Origin of the sequence: Streptomyces sp. NPDC050997 (assembly GCF_040660135.1) — a bacterium.
Classification (GTDB): domain Bacteria; phylum Actinomycetota; class Actinomycetes; order Streptomycetales; family Streptomycetaceae; genus Streptomyces.
Window position 1 is genome coordinate 170040 of the sequence record NZ_JBFAGK010000008.1, and the last position, 16619, is coordinate 186658.

At 69.6% G+C, this 16619-nt stretch carries 14 protein-coding genes; all 14 read right to left on the reverse strand.

From position 1 onward, the window contains the following. Positions 1-87: 87 nt before the first annotated feature. The 14 genes from AB0H86_RS20380 to rsmA all read right to left on the reverse strand — a co-directional run bounded on the left by AB0H86_RS20380 (position 88) and on the right by rsmA (position 16597). A complete protein-coding gene (locus AB0H86_RS20380) occupies positions 88-690 on the reverse strand; it encodes an ATP/GTP-binding protein (protein ID WP_362440174.1) in 603 nt (200 codons plus the stop codon). Then, entirely contained in the window at positions 665-1039 is a 375-nt protein-coding gene (locus tag AB0H86_RS20385; RefSeq protein WP_362440177.1) for a DUF742 domain-containing protein, read from the reverse strand. Before AB0H86_RS20385 ends, AB0H86_RS20380 begins: the two co-directional genes overlap by 26 nt. Continuing rightward, a complete protein-coding gene (locus AB0H86_RS20390; protein ID WP_362440180.1) occupies positions 1036-1437 on the reverse strand; it encodes a roadblock/LC7 domain-containing protein in 402 nt (133 codons plus the stop codon). The genes AB0H86_RS20385 and AB0H86_RS20390 overlap by 4 nt, the downstream gene beginning before the upstream one ends. Beyond that, positions 1434-2657 carry an ATP-binding protein gene (locus AB0H86_RS20395; protein ID WP_362440183.1) on the reverse strand — a complete coding sequence of 408 codons (1224 nt, stop codon included), beginning with the start codon at positions 2655-2657 and terminating at the stop codon, positions 1434-1436. The genes AB0H86_RS20390 and AB0H86_RS20395 overlap by 4 nt, the downstream gene beginning before the upstream one ends. Positions 2658-2939: 282 nt before the next feature. Then, the gene (galK, locus tag AB0H86_RS20400; RefSeq protein ID WP_362440186.1) at positions 2940-4103 is read right to left on the reverse strand and encodes a galactokinase; all 1164 of its coding nucleotides are present in this window, start codon (positions 4101-4103) and stop codon (positions 2940-2942) included. Between the two features lie 31 nt (positions 4104-4134). Beyond that, positions 4135-5100 carry a UDP-glucose 4-epimerase GalE gene (gene galE / locus AB0H86_RS20405; protein ID WP_362440189.1) on the reverse strand — a complete coding sequence of 322 codons (966 nt, stop codon included), beginning with the start codon at positions 5098-5100 and terminating at the stop codon, positions 4135-4137. After that, the gene (gene galT / locus AB0H86_RS20410; RefSeq protein WP_362440192.1) at positions 5097-6182 is read right to left on the reverse strand and encodes a galactose-1-phosphate uridylyltransferase; all 1086 of its coding nucleotides are present in this window, start codon (positions 6180-6182) and stop codon (positions 5097-5099) included. Before galT ends, galE begins: the two co-directional genes overlap by 4 nt. 585 nt (positions 6183-6767) lie before the next feature. Beyond that, positions 6768-7475 (reverse strand): LuxR C-terminal-related transcriptional regulator, encoded by a 708-nt coding sequence (locus tag AB0H86_RS20415; RefSeq protein ID WP_362440195.1) that lies wholly within the window; start codon positions 7473-7475, stop codon positions 6768-6770. A gap of 241 nt (positions 7476-7716) precedes the next feature. Then, entirely contained in the window at positions 7717-9558 is a 1842-nt protein-coding gene (locus AB0H86_RS20420; RefSeq protein ID WP_362440198.1) for a PQQ-binding-like beta-propeller repeat protein, read from the reverse strand. 64 nt (positions 9559-9622) lie between these two features. Beyond that, positions 9623-11395, reverse strand: coding sequence for a PQQ-binding-like beta-propeller repeat protein (locus tag AB0H86_RS20425; RefSeq protein WP_362440201.1), 1773 nt, complete (start codon positions 11393-11395; stop codon positions 9623-9625). A 194-nt stretch (positions 11396-11589) separates the two neighbouring features. After that, positions 11590-13398 (reverse strand): ABC-F family ATP-binding cassette domain-containing protein, encoded by a 1809-nt coding sequence (locus AB0H86_RS20430; protein ID WP_362440204.1) that lies wholly within the window; start codon positions 13396-13398, stop codon positions 11590-11592. 72 nt (positions 13399-13470) lie between these two features. After that, positions 13471-14598, reverse strand: a complete 1128-nt coding sequence (locus tag AB0H86_RS20435; RefSeq protein WP_362440207.1) for an N-acetylmuramoyl-L-alanine amidase — start codon at positions 14596-14598, stop codon at positions 13471-13473. 181 nt (positions 14599-14779) lie between these two features. Continuing rightward, on the reverse strand, positions 14780-15691 hold the full coding sequence (locus AB0H86_RS20440; RefSeq protein WP_362440210.1) for a 4-(cytidine 5'-diphospho)-2-C-methyl-D-erythritol kinase: 912 nt from the start codon (positions 15689-15691) through the stop codon (positions 14780-14782). Beyond that, complete coding sequence (gene rsmA, locus AB0H86_RS20445) at positions 15692-16597, reverse strand: 16S rRNA (adenine(1518)-N(6)/adenine(1519)-N(6))-dimethyltransferase RsmA (protein WP_362440213.1); 906 nt, start codon at positions 16595-16597, stop codon at positions 15692-15694. Positions 16598-16619: the final 22 nt, after the last annotated feature.

The following is a 16619-nucleotide window of genomic DNA, read 5'->3' on the forward strand; positions in this document are numbered from 1 at the left end:
CGGCGGGGGCGTCGGGCGAGTGGTGAGTGTCCACGGGGGAGTCCTTTGGGGGCCTGGGCCTCGCGGCCCGGCCGGGGAGGGAGTGGATCAGGCCGCGCGATCGAGCAGATGGCGGACCAGGGCGATCAACGCGTTCGCGGACGACCGCTGGTCGCGGGCGTCGCAGTAGACGACAGGGGTGTCCGGCAGCAGGTCGAGGGCCTCGCGGATCTCCGTCTCGTCGAAGAACTGCGCGTCGAAACTGTTGACGGCGATGGCGTACTCGAGCCCGTACTCGTCGATCAGGTCGATGACGGGGAACGTCTCCTCCAGCCGGGCGGGGTCGACCAGCAGCAGCGCACCGAGCGCGCCGCGGGCCATGTCCTCCCACAGCTGCATGAAACGCTGCTGTCCGGGCGTGCCGAACAGGTAGAGCACGAGTTCCTCGGTCAGGGTCAGACGCCCGAAGTCCAGGGCCACGGTGGTGGTCACCTTGTCCGGTGCGCCCCGCAGGTCGTCCACATGGAGGGACGCCTGCGTCATCTTCTCCTCCGTCCGCAGCGGCGTGATCTCCGACAGCGAACCGATGAAGGTCGTCTTGCCCACCGCGAAATGCCCCACGACCAGGATCTTCGCGGCGGTGGTGACCGCGTCGGAGACATAGATCGTGCCGTTCGCGGTCGTCTCAGACGATGAGGGTTTCGAGTCCATGCAGAACCTTCTCGAGGGTCTCTCGGTCAGCAAGCTGGGCGCGGGTGGGTTCGGAGCGACGCAGAAGGTGACCCTGTTCGAATAAATCGGTCAGCAGCAGTCGGGCCACGCCTACCGGCAGCGCCAGATGTCCGGCCACCTCCGCCACGGACAGGAAGCCGCCCCCGCACAGCTCCCAGATGGCACGGACCTCGGGACCGGCGCCCAACGGCAGTTCACGGTCGGGAGCCAGGGTGACCAGGGAGTGCAGCGCCAGGTCGTCCGCCGACGGCAGTCGCCGGCCGCCGGTGATGACGTAGGAACGGACGAAGTCGCTGGTGACCGGAGCTTCTTCGCCGGGACCGGTCATGCGTCGGCACCGGCGTTCAGTCGCGGCGCCGCACTCATCGCCTCACGCAGCGCGCTCACGGTCTTCTGCATCCGGAAGGACACGGCCTCCATGTCGACGTCCAGGGCCGCCGATACGGCCAGGTAGGCGCCGCTGCCCGCGGCCACGAGGAAGATCCATCCGCCGTCGTACTCGACGAGCGTCTGCTTCCAGGTCCCGTGGCCCCCGCCCACGAACCCGGACACGGCCCGGCACAGGGACTGGATGGAGCTCATCGCGGCCGCGTTCTTCTCCGCTTCGTCACGGCTGATGTCGTCCGAGCGCTGCATCAACAGGCCGTCGGCGGAGACCAGGATCGCATGGCGGGCCCCGCGAACCTCGAGCACACCGTTCAGCACCCACGACAGGTCGGGATTCACTGGTTCTGGGATCCTTCCGTGTTGTTCGAGACCCGGCCGAGGTGCGTCCCGCGGGCGAACGCACCGATACGTGACGCCGTCACTTCGCTGGTGTTCTCCCCGTCGGCGACCGGCCCGGCGGGTGCCGCCTGGTCGGGCTGGGGAACGACCGAGACAGGCCTGTTGCGCCGTCTGCGCCGCGGCAGACCACCCTGTGTGGTGCCGACGACGAGCGTCGGACCGGGGGCGGGCACCGCGACACGGGGCCGCTCGCGCCGCTCGGCTCGCTCGTCCTCGAACTCACGGTCGTCCTGCGATGCGGCGGGCTGGGGAGCGTCAGTGGTCAAGAGGCCCTCCGGCACACGGATCACGGCGCGCACTCCGCCGTAGGGGGAGACCGAGTCGACGGACACCGAGAAGCCGTAGCGGGCGGCGAGCATCCCGCACACGGCGAAGCCGAACTTGGGCGGGTCACCGAGGCCGGTGATGTCGACCGTGCTGTCGGGCGACAGCAGGGTCGCGGCACGGGCCTTGGTCTCCTGGCTCATGCCCACACCGGCGTCGTCGACCACCAGACACACCCCGGTCGGCACGGCCTGGATGTTGATCTCCACCGGCGACTGGGGCGCGCTGTATTTGGTCGCGTTGTCCAGGAGTTCGGCGAGGACGACGGCGACCGGCTCGACGGCCTTGCCGGTGATGGAGATGCTGACCTGGGCGTTGACCCGGACCCGGGAGAAGTCCTTGATCCGCCCCTGGGCGCTGCGGGCCACGTCATACACGGAGGCGCTCTCGTCGCGCCGCCCGAGCCAGCCGCCGCACAGCACCGAGATGCCCTTGGTACGGCGGCTGAACTGGCTGCTGGTGTGGTCGATCAGCATCAGGTCGGCCAGCACGCCGGAGTCGTCGCCGTACTCCTTCTGCAGGTTGTCCAGGAGCACCTGCTGCTCCTCGGCGAGGGACTGGAGCGTGCCCATCGCCGACTTGAGGACGGCCTTGGTGTCCGACTCCGCGTCCGCCCGGACCTCCGAGAGGTCCTCCGCATGCCGTGCGGTGAGGGTTTCGTAGCCGGTCTGCACCTGGCGCAGTTGTCCTTGTACGGCCACCAGGTTGCTTTGAAGGTTGTCGTTGTTGTTGCGGAGAGCCATGTTGGTTCTCCGCGCTCGCATCACCGCGAAGACCGCAGCGGTGATCACGATGAGCAGGATCCACAGAATCGGATCCTGGATGAATGACGTCATGAGACTCTCTTCAAGTCGCCTCGCACCGGGGGCCAGAGCAACAGCCACTCCTTCGCGACGGGGCCCTCAAGACTGTCCCCCCGTACGCGTTCATGACGCGTCGTCAGCCTACTGAAAAGTATGGTGATCTTATCAGTAGCAACATGGTCAACAGGCGTACCAGAAAGCGCATTTGAGGACCTTCACAAACACCACCCGCTGGATCTATCGTCCGTTCCCACTTGAACAAGCGTCAGCCCCGCGCTCGCTCGGGAGCACGGGGCCGACGTGGGAAACGGGAGCTCAGCGCAGGCGACGCGCCCCCTCCGAGGGCACCGCCTCGAACACCCTCGGCGCGGTGAACTCGGCCGCGGCAAAGGCCTCCTGGACCGCCTTGGTGATCGTCTCGACCTCGGCGGCCTCCGCCAGCACGATCGCCGAGCCGCCGAACCCGCCGCCCGTCATCCGCGCGCCGAGCGCTCCGGAGGCCAGGGCCGTGTCGACGACCAGGTCCAACTCCGGGCAGGAGATACGGAAGTCGTCGCGCAGGGAGGCGTGACCCGCGACCAGGACGGGCCCGATCGCACGGGTGTCGCCGGACTCCAGCAGGGACACCACCCGCTCGACCCGCTCGTCCTCGGTGACGACATGGCGCACCAGACGGCGCACCTCCTCCTCGTCCCCGAGCCGCTCCAACTCCGCGTCCAGGTCGGCGTAGGGGATGTCCCGCAGCGCGTCGACGCCCAGCAGGGCCGCGCCCTTCTCGCAGCCGGCCCGGCGCTTGCCGTACTCGCCGTCGCTGTGCGCGTGCTTGACCTGGGTGTCGACGACCAGCAGGCGCATGCCCTCGGCGGCCAGGTCGAAGGGGATCTGCTTCTGGGACAGGTCACGGGTGTCGAGGAACAGGGCGTGGCCCGCCTCGCAGCAGGCGGACGCGGTCTGGTCCATGATCCCGGTCGGGGCACCGACGTACACGTTCTCAGCACGTTGGCACAGCCGGGCCAACTGCCAGCCTTTGAGCCCCAGTTCGTACAGGTCGTTCAGGGCGAGCGCGACCACGACCTCCAGCGCCGCCGAGGAGGACAGGCCCGCACCGGACGGCACGGTGGACGACAGGTGGATGTCCGCGCCGGTGATCGGGTGGCCCGCCTCGCGCAGCGCCCAGACCACACCCGCCGGGTACGCCGTCCACTTCCGGTCCGACTCCGGGACCAGGTCGTCGAGCCGCAGTTCGACAACCCCGGCCTCGATGTCCGCCGAGTGCAGCCGCAGCACGCCGTCGGCGCGCCGGGACACGGCCGCGACGGCGATGTGCGGAAGGGCGAACGGCATCACGAAGCCGTCGTTGTAGTCAGTGTGTTCGCCGATGAGGTTGACCCGGCCCGGCGCCGCCCACACCCCCTGCGGACCCGCGCCGTACAGCTCCTCGAACCGCTCGGCGACAGCCCCTGCGACAGCCTCGCTCATTGCCCTGACCCTGACCTTCCGTACGTACCGGTTACTGATTGCCGCGCCGCTGCGCGAAGTCCCACGCGTCCGCGACGATCCCCGCGAGGTCCGCGCGGGACGGGTTCCAGCCCAGCTTCTCGCGCGCGCTGGCGGCCGACGCCACCAGGACCGCCGGGTCGCCGCCCCGACGGGGGGCCACGATCTCGGGGATCGGGTGTCCGGTGACCCGGCGGACCGTCTCGATGACCTCGCGGACGGAGAAGCCGTTGCCGTTGCCGAGGTTGCAGATCAGGTGCTCGCCGGGGGTGGTGGCCTCAACCGCCAGCAGGTGCGCCTCGGCCAGGTCGGCGACGTGGATGTAGTCGCGGACACAGGTGCCGTCCGGCGTCGGGTAGTCGTCACCGAAGACGGAGATCGCCTCGCGCTTGCCCTGGGCCACCTGGAGGACCAGCGGGATCAGATGCGACTCGGGGTCGTGCCGTTCGCCGTGGGCCCCGTAGGCGCCCGCCACGTTGAAGTACCGCAGCGACACCGCGCCCAGCCCGTGGGCCGCCGCCTCACCGGTGATCATGTGGTCGACGGCGAGCTTCGTGGCGCCGTAGGGGTTGGTGGGCTGGGTCGGCGTCGACTCGACGATCGGGGTCTCGGTCGGCTCGCCGTAGGTCGCGGCCGTGGACGAGAAGACGAGCCGGCGTACGCCCGCTTCCCGCATGGCCCCGAGCAGCGCCATGGTGCCGCCGACGTTGTTGTCCCAGTACTTCTCGGGCTTCACGACCGACTCGCCGACCTGGGAGGAGGCGGCGAAGTGCAGAACGGCGTCGAACGAGGAATCCAGCCACTTGGCGGCATCACGGATGTCGCCCTCGACGAAGGAGGCGCCCGCCGGCACCCCTTCGCGGAAGCCGGTGGAGAGGTTGTCGAGGACGACGACCTCGTGCCCCGCCTCCAGCAGATGCTGGGCGACCACGCTGCCGACGTATCCCGCACCGCCCGTGACCAGGTACTTACCGCTCATGAACTCGCTACCTCCCGCAGTCGCTGTGCCGCGGCCTCCGGCCGGATGTCGTTGATGAACACGTTCATTCCGGATTCGGAGCCCGCGAGGAACTTCAGCTTGCCGGACGTACGACGGATGGTGAAAAGCTCGAGGTGCAGCGCGAAGTCGTCACGACTGACACCCTCGAAGTCATCCAGCGCGCCGAACGGCGCCTGGTGCCAGGCGGCGATGTACGGTGTCGCGGGCTCCCCCGCCCCGTCCTTCTCTCCACCGGGACCGTCGAAGATCCGGTCGAAGCGCCTCAAGAGTTCCAGATAGACCTGGGGGAACTCTGTGCGCGCGTCCTCGTCGAGGCCGAGCAGATCGGGCACCCGGCGCTTCGGGTACAGGTGCACCTCGTACGGCCAGTGCGCGGCGTACGGCACGAAGGCGACCCAGTGTTCGCTCTCCAGGATGACCCGATCCTCGACGAGTTCACGCTCCAGGACGGCATCGAAGAGATTCTCCCCGCCGGTCGCCTCCTTGTGGGCCGCGACCGACCGCAGCATGAGCGCGGTGCGCGGGGTGGTGAACGGGTAGGCGTAGATCTGGCCGTGCGGGTGCCCCAGCGTCACGCCGATCTCGGCACCCCGGTTCTCGAAACAGAACACCTGCTCGACGGAGGGCAGATGAGACAGCTCCGACGTCCGGTCGGTCCACGCCTCCAGGACCAGCCGCGCCTGCTCCTCCGTCAGGTCGGCGAAGGACGCGTTGTGGTCGGAGGTGAAGCAGACGACCTCGCAGCGGCCGGAGTCGCCGGCCAGCGAGGGAAAACGGTTCTCGAAGACCACGACGTCGTACGACGAGTCCGGGATCTCACTCAGCCGCTCACCCTGCGAGGGGCACAGCGGGCACTCGTCGGCCGGCGGATGATAGATGCGCCCCTGCCGGTGCGAGGCGATGGCCACCGCGTCCCCGAGCAGCGGATCCCGCCGCACCTCGGACGTGGTGACGGTCCGCTCCAGCGGCCGCCGGTCGACCGCGTCCCGGACGAGATCGTCCCGCAGGTCGTAGTAGATGAGCTCGCGACCGTCCGCCAGCCGGGTCGAGGTCTTCTTCACTGCGGACTCCCTATTCGAGCCACTCAATCATCAAACAGAACCAAACACATCAAAACACAACTCACCATGACCGTCAACATCACAATCAAACAAAGAGCGTCACCAGAAGTGTTCAGCACCTGAACTCGGAGGCATAGGTTCCGCTACGGATCAGTTCACGCAGCGGAGCAACCCTCGATACGGTCGACCACCCTGGGGGCTCCACCCCCAGACCCCCGGACCTCACCCACCACACCCACCCGACTCGGCAGGACAAGAAGCGGACCTTGCTCCTGGGGGGCTACCGCCCCCAGACCCCCACCACCGGCCCCCACCGCCGTCCGCCGCCACAGTCCGCCGCCGCTGACCGACGGTGGGGGCTGGCGTTGGGTGTGCCCGGGGGGGGTGAGCGGGGATGTGGACGAACGACTGGGCCGGTGTCACATGGGTGGGGCCGCGCACCCACCCACGGCGGCAAGGGGACGGGACGGGGGTGTCCGCCCGCAGCGTCTGGCGCGTCAACACCGCCCAGTCATGAAGAAACCGATTCCGCGCCAGACCGAGGACGGACACCCCCGTCCCGTCCCCGACCCCCCACCGAACCCGTCAGCCCTCGGACACGCCTTCCCCCGCCAAAGGCACCCGAGACACCGGCCCCGCCCGATCCAACAACCCCGTCCGAGCCGCCAACGCCGCAGCCTCCAGCCTCGAACCAACCCCCAGCTTCATCAACACCCGCTGGACATGCGTACGAGCAGTGGACGGCGCAATCCTCATCCCCGCCGCGATCAGCCGCGTGTCCTCACCGTCGGCCATGCGGACCAGCACCTCGACCTCCCGAGGCGTCAGCATCTGCAGCAGCCGCTGCCCCTCATCGTCCGGCTGAGCCACCGGATTCAGCAGCTCGCTGAACGCCCCCTGCAGCAACTGCGGAGCAACCGCCGCCTCCCCCGCCCGAGCCTTCATGATCGCGCGCTCGACACCCTCGATGCGCTCGTCGTGCCGCACATAACCGGACGCCCCCGCAGCGAACGCCGCCGCGATCCCCCGAGGACTCGGCACCGGCCCCAGCACCAGCACCGCCACCTGCGGCCGCTCCCGCTTGATCTTGACGACAGGATCGAACATCCCCGGCTCAGCCGGCGTGGCCGTGCCCAGCAGGCACACCTCCGGCGCCCGGCTGATCACCAGCTCCGCCGCCCCCGCGGCAGGCGCCGCCGCGGCCAGCACCCGATGCCCACGCAGCTTCAACGCCGAGGCCAGCGCCTCGGCAAGCAATCGGTGGTCGTCGACCACCATGAGCCGAACACCCATCGAGCAACCCCCCAGTCCCCCACAGCACCCACGACACCCACAGCCCCCCACCCGGGCGGAAGCCCCCTCCCGGCCCCCGCCCTTCATGCCCCCGGAAGCTACACGCTTGTTCGACGTTGCGCTTCCCCTACCGGTGAGAAGTGCCCCGGATCGCCGAAAATCATCTCATTCGAGGGTGATCAGCGATAAGCGCGTGGCCCCGCCCCTGAACAGGGACGGGGCCACAACGGACCGACGACATTCAGCTGGCGCCGAACCCGACCACCAGATACTCCTCGTCGTCCGAGCTGGTCAGATCACTCGCGTACACCGCGGACAAGAACAGACGCCCCTGCGCATACAGGAACTCCGAGTAGTCCGGCGACATGCTGGTCTCCGCGTCCCGCACGGACTCCGTCGCCGGATTCTCCAGCAGCTTGGTCTCCTTGAACGAGCCGCCGTCGATGCTGACGATCTGACCGCCCTTGTCGTACGGCGGACGCTTGTACGCGATGATGTTGGTGCCATCCATCCGCAGCGGCATGATCGTGTAGTCGTCCCCCGCGTCGGCCCGCTGACCGGTCTGCTTCCCGGTAGCAAGATCGATCGCGACGATCTCGTTGGTGTCGCTGAACTCGCCGCTGCCGTCGTGCTCCTCGGTCGCCAGGTAGAGCCGGTCGTTGCCGACCGCGAGCTGGTGGCACTCCTCGACCTTGGTGATGCCGTCGCAGCCGGCCGCGTACTGGTCGCTGGGCGCGGAGATCCGGGTGCGCAGCTTGCCGGTCTTGTTGTCGATGGAGAAGAAGTCCGAGATCCCGCTGCCGTCCTTGGCGGCCTCGCCCACGTCGGCGGCCACGACCAGCGGATCGGTCGACACGACGCTGGCGTACTGGATCCCCGTCCCCATCTTGTACTCGGAGATCACCTTCCCGGACTTCGGCTCGATGGTCTGGATGTGCAGCTCGGGCGAGTCGTACGCACCGCACCGGCGGACCGCGACCAGTTTCGTGCCGCCGCCGTACCCGGAGTCGTAGCAGGTGTCGGTCGGCTTCGGGGCCCACAGCTGCTTGCCGGAGACGATGTCGAAGGCGGCGCCGCCGCTGGAGCTGCCCACGGCGGCCGTGCCCCCGCTGACGGTGACGTTGTTGAAGCTGATCGGCTCGTCACCGGAGGTGGCGGTCTTCGTCCACAGCTTCTTGCCCGCGGCGAGGTCGATGGCCGCGACCTGGCTGCAGCCGTGCGAGGGCTCGGCCTTGGTCGGCATCTCGGGCTGGTAGATGATCGCCGTCTTGTTGTCGCTGGTGTGGTTGCTGCCCTGGCACACCGGGCCGGGAAGCTTGATCGTCCACAGCTTGGTGCCCTTGTCGGGGTCGTAGCCGACGATCTCGGCGATGCCGCTCTTGGCGTACACCGTGTCGGTGAGCCAGGAACCGGCGGTGGCGATCGTGCTGTCCTTGGAGACCTTGGGCGCCGGAACCTGGAAGAGGACCTTGGAGGCGGTGTTGGCGGGCACCTTCTCCACGGGCTCGGTGGACGTGCCGCCGTCCCCACCCTCCCCACCGTCGCTGCCGCCGCTGCCCTCGTCGTCGTCCTTGCCGCCGGTGCCACCGTTGGAGCTCGCGGTGTCGTCCTTCTTCCCACTGTCGTCACCGGACGAGGACGCGTACCAGACGCCACCGCCGACGATCAGCGCGATCGCCACGACGGCCGCGACAATGATCAGGACCTGCGCGTTGAACTTCCGCTTGCCTCCGGGCTGCGGCTGCAGCGGCATGGTCGGCTGCGGATAGCCGTATCCCGGAGGAGGCGTGCCGGGATACCCGTAACCCGGAGGCTGCTGGGGGTAGCCATATCCAACCGGCGGCTGCCCACCGGGCGAAACCGGCGCACCCGGCGGAGCCACCGGCGGCGGACCGAAACCCCCCTGCTGCGGAGGCTGCTGCGGATAGCCATATCCGGCCGGCGCCTGCCCACCTGGCGGAACCGGCGGAACCGGCACACCCGGCGGAACCGGCGGAGCCACCGGCGGCTGCTCCTGGGGCGGACCGAACCCCCCTTGCTGCGGCGGCTGATTGGGAGGCGGAGGAGGAGGCGGCTGGGTCATGACGTGAGTACCTCGCTGGCGGGGACGGCAACGGAAGGAGAGAAAGGAGAAAGGAAGAGAAGGGTCACTTGCCGAAGGCGAGCATCAACTTCTCCTTCGTGTCCTCGTTGCCGGACAGCTGCGTGGTCGAGAGGTAGAAGCGCCCGTCGACCCAGTCGACGTCCTTCGAGTAGAAGCCGCTCTCGATCTGCGCGGTGCCCTGCGGGTTCTGCAGCAGCTTGGCCGGCGTGTGGCCGGCGCCGCCGGTCGGGATCGACACGATCCGGCCGCCCGCGTCGTACGAGGGCTCCACATACGCGACGAGCTTGCCGCCCTCGGTCTTGATCGGGAGCATCGACTCGTCCGTGGGCGACTTGACGCGCCACTTCTCCTTGCCGGTGGCGAGGTTGACCGCGACGATCTCGTTCGGCCCGCTGGTCGCCTCGGTGGGCAGGTACAGCGTGTCGGCGTCGGCGGCCACGCCCTCGCAGCCCTGGAGGTCACGCGCGAGGATGGTCAGACCGCAGGTGGGGGCGAAGTCCTCGTCGAAGCCGACCTGGGAGCGGAACTTCCCGGTGGCGGTGAACGTGGAGATGTTCCACGACTTCTTGTCCTCGTTGGTGCTGTAGACGACGAGCGGGTCGACGGAGTAGACCCGCGAGACCGTCCAGCCCTTGTCGAACTTCTGGGTCCACTTGGCCTTGCCGGTCTTGGGATCCAGCTCCTGGAGCTCGTCGCGCTCGTTGGTCCCGGTGGCGTCGCAGGAGGCGAGGGAGAGCAGCCTGGGGCCGCCCGCGAACGCGGTCGGGAAGCAGGCGGTGCCGTACTTCTTCTTGTCGAACAGCTTCTTGCCGGTCCGTACGTCGTACGCGGTGCCGGACTGCGAGCGGCCGACCATCAACGTGTCGCCGCTGACGGCCAGTTCGACCTGGAGCGTACTGTCGAACGACCCGCCGTCCTCGACCTTGGCGGTCCAGCCCTTGTCGCCCGTGTTCAGGTCGATCTGCTGGAGCAGGTTGCACTCGGCGCGGTCACTGGTGCCGTTCATGTACGCGACGACGATCTTGTCGTCGGACGTCTTCTGCGGGGTGACCGCGCAGATCTTCTGCGGGAAGGTGATCGGGTCCCAGGTCGGCTTGCCGTCGCCGACGTCGTAGGCGACGAGTTGCTTGTACGCCGACTTCACCGCGGTCTTGTCGGTGATCCACATGCCGGCGGCGTCGGCACCGTCTCCGGGTGCGTCGGGCGCCTCCTTGTACCAGAGCACCTTCGCCTCGCCCGCCTGCCGGCCCTCGTTGAGGTCCTCCGGGTCCTCGCCGCCGGCGCCGCTGCCGTCGCCGGGGTTGACCGGGGACTCGGAGGCGGTGGCCTTGGAGTCGTCGCTCTTCTCGGCGATCGGCTTCTTGTCGTCACCGTCGTCACCGCCGTTGGTGACCGCGAACACGGTCCCGCCGATGACGAGCAGCGCGGCGACGGCGGCGCCGATGACGATGGCCGTCTTCCCCTTGAAACGGTTCCCGGAGCCGGGCGGCGGGGTCCCGAACTGGGGCTGCGGCGGATACCCGTATCCCTGCGGCTGACCATACGGACCGGGCTGCTGCGGCTGACCATACGGCCCCGGCTGCTGCGGCTGTCCGTAGGGGCCGGGCTGACCGTAAGGCCCCGACTGCGGGGCGGCGGGCGGCTGTTGGGGAAAGCCGTAACCGGGCTGCGGGGCAGGGGCACCGGACGGCGGCCCTTGCGGAGGCGGCGGCGTCTGCGGCGCCCCGAATCCACCCTGCGGCGGCTGGTCCTGCGGCGGCTGGTCCTGCGGCGCTCCGTAACCGCCCTGCGGCGGCTGGTTGGGCGGCTGCGTCATCAGCGTGTTCCCCCGTTCAATCACTGATTTCTAGCCACGCCCTGAGGTACGTGATGGACCCAGAGTCGTACTCAGAAACTTCTCAGACGGCTCTTTCTATCACTCAGGACCGACAACGCACCGGGCCGGTTCCGCCCCTGTTCCCAAGGGAGGACCGGCCCGTGATGCCCCCGTTATGCGCCTTCACGCACCCTTCACGCGTCGTCGGCGAGTTCCAGCCAGCGCAGCTCCAGCTCGTCCCGCTCGCCCGCCAAGTCGCGCAGTTCGGCGTCGAGTTCGGCCACCTTCGCGAAGTCGGTGGCGTCCTCCGCGATCCGGGCGTGCAGCTTGGTCTCCTTCTGGGAGACCCTGTCCAACTGCCGTTCGATCTTCTGAAGTTCCTTCTTCGCGGCGCGCTGGTCGGCGGCGCTCTTCTCCGGTACGGCCTTGGCGGCGACCGGCGCGGGAGCCGACGCGGCGGCCGTCTCCTCCATCCGCCGGCGGCGCTCCAGGTACTCGTCGATGCCGCGCGGCAGCATCCGCAGGGTGGCGTCGCCGAGCAGGGCGAAGACCCGGTCGGTGGTGCGTTCGACGAAGAACCGGTCGTGGGAGATGACGATCATCGAGCCGGGCCAGCCGTCGAGCACGTCCTCCAGCTGGGTCAGCGTCTCGATGTCGAGGTCGTTGGTGGGCTCGTCGAGGAAGAGCACGTTGGGTTCGTCCATGAGCAGACGCAGCAGTTGCAGCCTGCGCCGCTCACCACCCGACAGGTCCCCGACCGGCGTCCACTGCTTCTCCTTGGTGAACCCGAACGTCTCGCACAGCTGCCCGGCGGTCATCTCGCGTCCCTTGCCGAGGTCGACGCGCTCCCGCACCTGCTGGACGGCCTCCAACACCCGCAGGTTCGGGTCGAGTTCGCCGACCTCCTGGGAGAGGTAGGCGAGCTTGACGGTCCTGCCGACGGCGACCCGGCCGGCCGCGGGCTGCGTCTCGCCCTCGGTCCACGATGCCTCGGCCATGGCCCGCAGCAGGGAGGTCTTCCCGGCGCCGTTCACCCCGACCAGGCCGATGCGATCGCCTGGTCCGAGCTGCCAGGTCACATGCTTGAGCAGCACCTTGGGGCCGGCCTGGACGGTGACGTCCTTCAGGTCGAAGACGGTCTTCCCGAGCCGCGACGAGGCGAACTTCATCAGCTCGCTGCTGTCCCGGGGCGGCGGCACGTCCGCGATGAGCTCGTTGGCTGCCTCGACACGGAAGCGCGGCTTGGACGTACGGGCCGGGGCACCGCGCCGCAGCCACGCCAGCTCCTTGCGCACCAGGTTCTGCCGCTTGGTCTCCTCGGTGGCGGCGATCCGCTCACGCTCGGCGCGCGCGAAGACATAGTCGGAGTAGCCGCCCTCGTACTCGTAGACGTCACCGCGCTGGACGTCCCACATGCGGGTGCAGACCTGGTCGAGGAACCACCGGTCGTGCGTCACGCACACGAGCGCCGAACGGCGCTCGCGCAGGTGCTTGGCCAGCCAGGAGATGCCTTCGACGTCGAGGTGGTTGGTGGGCTCGTCGAGGACGATCAGGTCCTGCTCGTCGATGAGCAGCTTGGCGAGCGCGATACGGCGGCGCTCGCCGCCGGAGAGCGGACCGATGACGGTGTCGAGCCCCTGCGGGAAGCCCGGCAGGTCCAGCCCGCCGAACAGCCCGGTCAGCACATCCCTGATCTTCGAGTTTCCGGCCCACTCGTGGTCGGCCAGGTCCCGGATGACCTCGTGCCGGACGGTGGCGGCCGGGTCGAGGGAGTCGTGCTGGGTCAGCACCCCGACCCGCAGCCCGCCCGAGTGCGTGACCCGCCCGGTGTCGGCGTCCTCCAGCTTGGCGAGCATCCGGATCAGGGTCGTCTTGCCGTCGCCGTTCCGCCCGACCACCCCGATCCGGTCCCCTTCGGAGACGCCGAGGGACACGCCGTCGAGGAGGGCACGAGTGCCGTACACCTTGCTGACGTTCTCGACATTGACCAGGTTGACGGCCATTTCTCTCCTGACAGGGGGGACGATCAGCCTCCCAGCGTAATGCGCACGGGTGGTGACCGATCCCCCGGCAGGTCAGCGGGCCGTGGCCGCGCGGACCTCGTCGAGCAGGTCGTACATCGTCTGGCCGGGGCAATCGGTCTGGAGCCAGTCGCGGTGGCCGCTGACGGTCGTCGCGTCCTTCGTCACGCCGTTGACCGGATTGACGTAGGTGATCTTCGCCCGCGGGTCCAGGCCCTTGAAGCGGGCGATCACCTTGATCAGGCGGATCAGGGCCTTCTTGGCCGCGTCCGTCGGAGGCTGGTCGGTCAGCGTGCCGAGGAAGGCGATGCCGAGGTTGCCGGAGTTGTAGCCCGCGGTGTGGAAGGCGGTGACGAGCTTGCCGTCGAGGTCGAAGGCCGGGACAAGCTCGTCGCCGGAGTAGCGGCCCTCGTAGACGGTGCCCACCTCGTCGATGAGGAAGTGGTAGCCGATGTCGCCCCAGTCGAGGGTGACAGCGTGGTACTCGTAGATGCCCCGGACGGTCGCGGCGGGGTCAGGGTCGTCGTTGGGCGTGTCCGTGTGGTGCACGGTGATCGCCTGCAACGGGTAGTACACCTCGGGGGAGTTGACCTTGCCGTCCTTGTAGCGCTTCGACTCGTCGGCACCCCAGGCCGGCCGCGGCAGATACGGCACTCCGCGCACGCGGCTGGGCTCGGACGGGACCTTGAAGGCGCGGTGCGGTCCGTCGGTGGTGTCGATCGCCAACGAGCGGATGTCGCTCGCACCGTCCGGCGCCTTCAGCTCGTACGCCGTGGCGTCGCCGGCCGGGATCAGTGCCGTACCGCCGTCGTCGACGGTCGCGCAGCCGCCGCTCAGCGTCTGCCAGGAGCCGGCCGACGCCGTGCCGTCGGTGAAACGGATGCCGACGCCGGTGGCGGCGCCGCTCCAGCGGGCCGCGACGAAGGAGGCGGCGAAGGAGGCGGTGGCCGGGCCGGTGCCGGTGGCCGCGTTCGAGCGGGTGGCCGGGAACGTCTCGGCCTTCGTACCCGACGGGGTGGCGCCGGAGTCGGCGGCCGTATCCGCGTCGGAGCCGGAGTCCGTCGCCGCGAAGACCGCCGGAGTCAGGGCGGCACCGGCGGCCACCGCTCCTGCGGCCCCGATCACGCCACGGCGTGAGAGGGGGATCTTCCGGCGATGGGAGGAGGTGGGGGATTCCGTCACGGACGTGGCCTTCCACAGGGGGGATCGCTCGAGAGGCACCGCGCCGAAACACCACGCGGCACTTTTAAACATCAAGTGACCCTAGAGGAACAGGAGTTCCCCCATGTACCGCAACTGGAGTATTTCGTGTGGAGATCGGGCGAAGGCGGCCACGGAGTGGCGAAGAACCGGTGCAGACCGGTCAGGACGCGACCCGGTCGCCGAGCACCGTCGCGCCCGGTGCCGGCCCCGACGCCGTACGCACCGTCCGGCACGTCCCGGACATCCGCAGCGCCTGTGCGACCTTCGACGCCGACCCGGGGTCGCGGACGAGGAAGGCCGTGGTCGGGCCCGAGCCCGAGACCAGCGTGGCGAGGGCGCCGGCGGACCGGCCGGCCGCGAGAGCGTCGGCGAGCTCCGGGAACAGGGACAGGGCGGCGGGCTGGAGGTCGTTGGTGACGGCGGCGGCGAGGGCGTCGGGGTCGCCCTTGGCGAGGGCGTCCAGCAGTTCCTGGGAGGCGACCGGCTCGGGAACGTCCCGCCCCTCGGCAAGCCGGTCGAACTCACGGAACACGGCCGGCGTCGACAGTCCGCGCCCCGCCATCGCGAACACCCAGTGGAAGGTCCCGCCGACCTCCAGGGCCCGCAGCTTCTCCCCGCGTCCGGTCCCGAGCGCCGCCCCGCCGACCAGACTGAACGGCACGTCACTGCCCAACTCGGCGCAGATGTCCAGGAGTTCCTCGCGCGAGGCGCCGGTCCCCCACAGCGCGTCGCACGCCACCAGCGCGCCCGCGCCGTCCGCGCTGCCGCCCGCCATCCCGCCGGCGACGGGGATGTCCTTGTCGATGTGGATGTGCACGGCGGCGTCCAGGCCGCGGCGCTCCGCGAGGGCGATCGCCGCCCGCGCCGCCAGATTCGTCCCGTCCAGGGGCACCTGGTCGGCGTCCGGCCCCGAGCAGGTGACGCGCAGTTCGTCGGCCGGGGTCACGGTGACCTCGTCGTGGAGGCCGACCGCGAGGAAGACGTTGGCCAGGTCATGGAACCCGTCGGCACGGGCGGCGCCCACCGCGAGCTGGACGTTGACCTTGGCTGGGACGCGTACCGTCACGCTCACTTATTCGGACTCTCCTTCGGGGGTGCGGGGGCCCGTCGTCCGCGCCGCGGCGGCCTCCGCGATCCGCGCGAACTCCTCGACCGTCAGGGCCTCCCCGCGCGCCTGCGGCGAGACGCCCGCGGCGACGAGGGCACTCTCGGCGGCGGCGGCCGAACCGGCCCAGCCGGCGAGCGCGGCCCGCAGGGTCTTGCGGCGTTGGGCGAACGCGGCGTCCACGACGGCGAACACCTCACGCCTGGACGCCGTGGTCTTGATCGGCTCGGCCCGCCGCACCAGCGAGACGAGCCCGCTGTCGACGTTCGGCGCGGGCCAGAAGACGTTGCGGCCGATGGAACCGGCCCGCTTGACCTCGGCGTACCAGTTGGCCTTGACCGACGGGACGCCGTAGACCTTCGAGCCGGGTGCGGCGGCGAGCCGGTCAGCGACCTCCGCCTGGACCATCACGAGGCTGCGCTCGATGCTCGGGAAGGTGCTGAGCATGTGCAGCAGCACCGGTACGGCCACGTTGTACGGCAGGTTCGCCACCAGCGTGGTGGGGGGCGGGCCCGGCAGTTCGGTGATGTGCATCGCGTCGGAGTGGACCAGCGCGAACCTGTCGGCCCGCGCCGGCATCCGGGCCGCGATCGTCGCGGGCAGCGCGCCGGCGAGTACGTCGTCGATCTCGACGGCGGTGACCCGGTCGGCCGCCTCCAACAGTGCGAGGGTGAGCGAGCCGAGTCCCGGGCCGACCTCCACCACCACGTCGTCGGGCCGGACCCCGGCGGTGCGGACGATACGGCGGACCGTGTTCGCGTCGATCACGAAGTTCTGACCGCGCTGCTTGGTGGGGCGCACCCCGAGGGCGCCCGCGAGTTCACGGACGTCGGCGGGGCCGAGAAGGGCGTCGGGGGCGGGGCTGCTGGTCACGGGACAAGGGTACGGGCGGTAC

Bases quoted from the DNA above. Each gene is read 5' to 3' on its own strand.
- AB0H86_RS20415 (WP_362440195.1), bottom strand. From the start codon at position 7,475: ATGGGTGTTCGGCTCATGGTGGTCGACGACCACCGATTGCTTGCCGAG.
- AB0H86_RS20430 (WP_362440204.1), bottom strand. From the start codon at position 13,398: ATGGCCGTCAACCTGGTCAATGTCGAGAACGTCAGCAAGGTGTACGGC.
- galK (WP_362440186.1), bottom strand. From the start codon at position 4,103: ATGAGCGAGGCTGTCGCAGGGGCTGTCGCCGAGCGGTTCGAGGAGCTG.
- AB0H86_RS20420 (WP_362440198.1), bottom strand. From the start codon at position 9,558: ATGACCCAGCCGCCTCCTCCTCCGCCTCCCAATCAGCCGCCGCAGCAA.
- AB0H86_RS20425 (WP_362440201.1), bottom strand. From the start codon at position 11,395: ATGACGCAGCCGCCCAACCAGCCGCCGCAGGGCGGTTACGGAGCGCCG.
- AB0H86_RS20395 (WP_362440183.1), bottom strand. From the start codon at position 2,657: ATGACGTCATTCATCCAGGATCCGATTCTGTGGATCCTGCTCATCGTG.
- galE (WP_362440189.1), bottom strand. From the start codon at position 5,100: ATGAGCGGTAAGTACCTGGTCACGGGCGGTGCGGGATACGTCGGCAGC.
- AB0H86_RS20385 (WP_362440177.1), bottom strand. From the start codon at position 1,039: ATGACCGGTCCCGGCGAAGAAGCTCCGGTCACCAGCGACTTCGTCCGT.
- AB0H86_RS20380 (WP_362440174.1), bottom strand. From the start codon at position 690: ATGGACTCGAAACCCTCATCGTCTGAGACGACCGCGAACGGCACGATC.